This is a genomic window from Faecalibacterium sp. Marseille-Q4137 (assembly GCF_017377535.1).
GTDB lineage: Bacteria > Bacillota > Clostridia > Oscillospirales > Ruminococcaceae > Faecalibacterium > Faecalibacterium duncaniae.
Genome location: NZ_JAFREK010000096.1, coordinates 1 through 1,922 on the forward strand (window position 1 = coordinate 1; position 1,922 = coordinate 1,922).

1 protein-coding gene and 1 pseudogene are annotated in these 1,922 nt (G+C 50.4%); both read left to right on the forward strand.

Going from position 1 to position 1,922, the window contains the following annotated elements; translation table 11 throughout:
- Positions 1 to 97 precede the first annotated feature (97 nt).
- Positions 98 to 1,768, forward strand: coding sequence for a recombinase family protein (locus J3353_RS15880; protein WP_055262334.1), 1,671 nt, complete (start codon positions 98 to 100; stop codon positions 1,766 to 1,768).
- Positions 1,769 to 1,873: 105 nt separating this feature from the next.
- Positions 1,874 to 1,922, forward strand: a pseudogene (locus J3353_RS16625) (conjugal transfer protein); the annotation flags it as partial.

Sequence of the window (1,922 nt, forward strand, 5' to 3'; positions counted from 1 at the left end):
AATAAATACAAAAGAATATCTTGCTAAAAAGAAAGATATAGGCTATAATGAAGATGAGGTTCAAAAGAGCCAGATACCGTCTGGATTGTGTGGGTAAATGGCTATGATGAACGAAATGGAATACAGAACAATCGGTTCGGCACTTGCCGGGGGCTATCGTGCGGCGGTCTATTGCAGGCTGTCAAAGGACGATGACCTGCAAGGCGAAAGTGCCAGTATCGCCAACCAGCGGGATATGCTGGAAAAATACTGCGAAAAGCAGGGATGGGAGGTTGTGGCAGTCTATCAGGACGATGGCTTCACAGGTCTTAATATGGAGCGTCCTGATTTACAGAGGATGTTGAGAGCTATTGAGCGCAGGCAAATCAACCTTGTCATCACGAAAGACCTCAGCCGACTGGGGCGTAACTATCTGCAAACCGGGCATTTGATTGAGGACTTTTTCCCAAGAAACGGTGTCCGCTATATTGCCATGAATGACGGTATCGACACCCTGCGGGATAACAACGACATCGCCCCGTTCAAGAATATCCTGAATGAGATGTACAGCAAGGATATTTCCAAGAAAGTCCATTCCTCTTATCTTCTGAAAGCGCAGAAAGGACAGTTTACCGGGTGTCTTGCCCCGTTTGGGTATCGGAAAGACCCGGAGGACAAAAACCATCTGCTCATTGACGAGGAAACCGCCCCGATTGTGCGGCTGATTTTCGGATATGCCCTGAACGGTCATGGTCCGAACTATATCCGCAGACGGCTGGAGGAAGAAAAAATCCCCTGCCCCACATGGTGGAACCGGGAACGGGGGCTTCGCAACACCCGAACCAAATGGGAAAAGAAAGACCCGGAAAACGGGCGGTATATGTGGGACTTCTCCGTTATCAAAGACCTTTTGATGAATCCCGTCTACACCGGTGCGATTGCTTCCCAGAAAAAAGACTACCGTTTCAAAATCGGCACAATTGGGGAAAAGAAGCCGGAGGACTGGATTGTGGTGGAGGGACAGCATGAACCGCTGATTGACCGCATGAGCTTTGACATTGTGCAGAACAAGCTGAAATCCCGCCAGCGTCCGGGGCAGACCGATGAAATCAGCCTGTTTGCCGGATTGTTAAAATGCGGCGAGTGTGGGAAGTCGCTGACGGTACGCTACACAAACGCAAAACATCCCCAGCGGATTTATTCCTGCAAGACCTACAACGCCTTTGGAAAGAACCACTGCACCCAGCACCGGATTGACTATGACACCCTTTACAGCCATGTGCTGCGGAAAATCCGGGAATGTGCCAGAGCTGCCCTGATGGACGGGGAAGCGGTTGCCGACCGCCTGACCAATACCTGTGAAGCAGAGCAGCGGGAACAGCGGGAAGCAATGGAACGCTCCCTTACAAGGGACGAGGAACGGATTGAGGTTCTGGACAAAATGGTCATGCGGCTTTATGAGGATATGATTGCAGGGCGTATCAGTGAGCAGAATTTCAACACCATGCTGGAAAAGACACAGACCGAGCAGACGGAGCTTAAAGCAAAAGTGTCCGAGGGCAGAAAGCGGCTGTCTGATGAAGTCCAGCTTGCCAATGACGCAAAACAATGGGTGGAAGCCATTCAGGAATATGCCAACATCACAGAGCTGGACGCAGCCACCCTTAACCGCTTAATCAAAGAAATCGTCGTGCATGAACGCATTGACGAAGATAAAACAAGACACATTTCTATCGAAATTCATTTTAATCTCAAACCCATCCCGGAGGTGGAACAGGTCACTGCCTGACCTGTCCCGCCGGGACGGTTCTCTAAAAAACACCATATAGATTTTTTGTACGCCGCCGCCCGCCATCGAGCAGAGTTTTACACCTAATTGGGGATAAAACAGCTCATGGCTGGCGGTGGCGTTGCTCTGGTGGGCATCACCCTGATTCCCCTGC

Coding starts and splice junctions, on each gene's coding strand:
- J3353_RS15880 (WP_055262334.1), top strand. CDS start 98: ATGGCTATGATGAACGAAATGGAATACAGAACAATCGGTTCGGCACTT.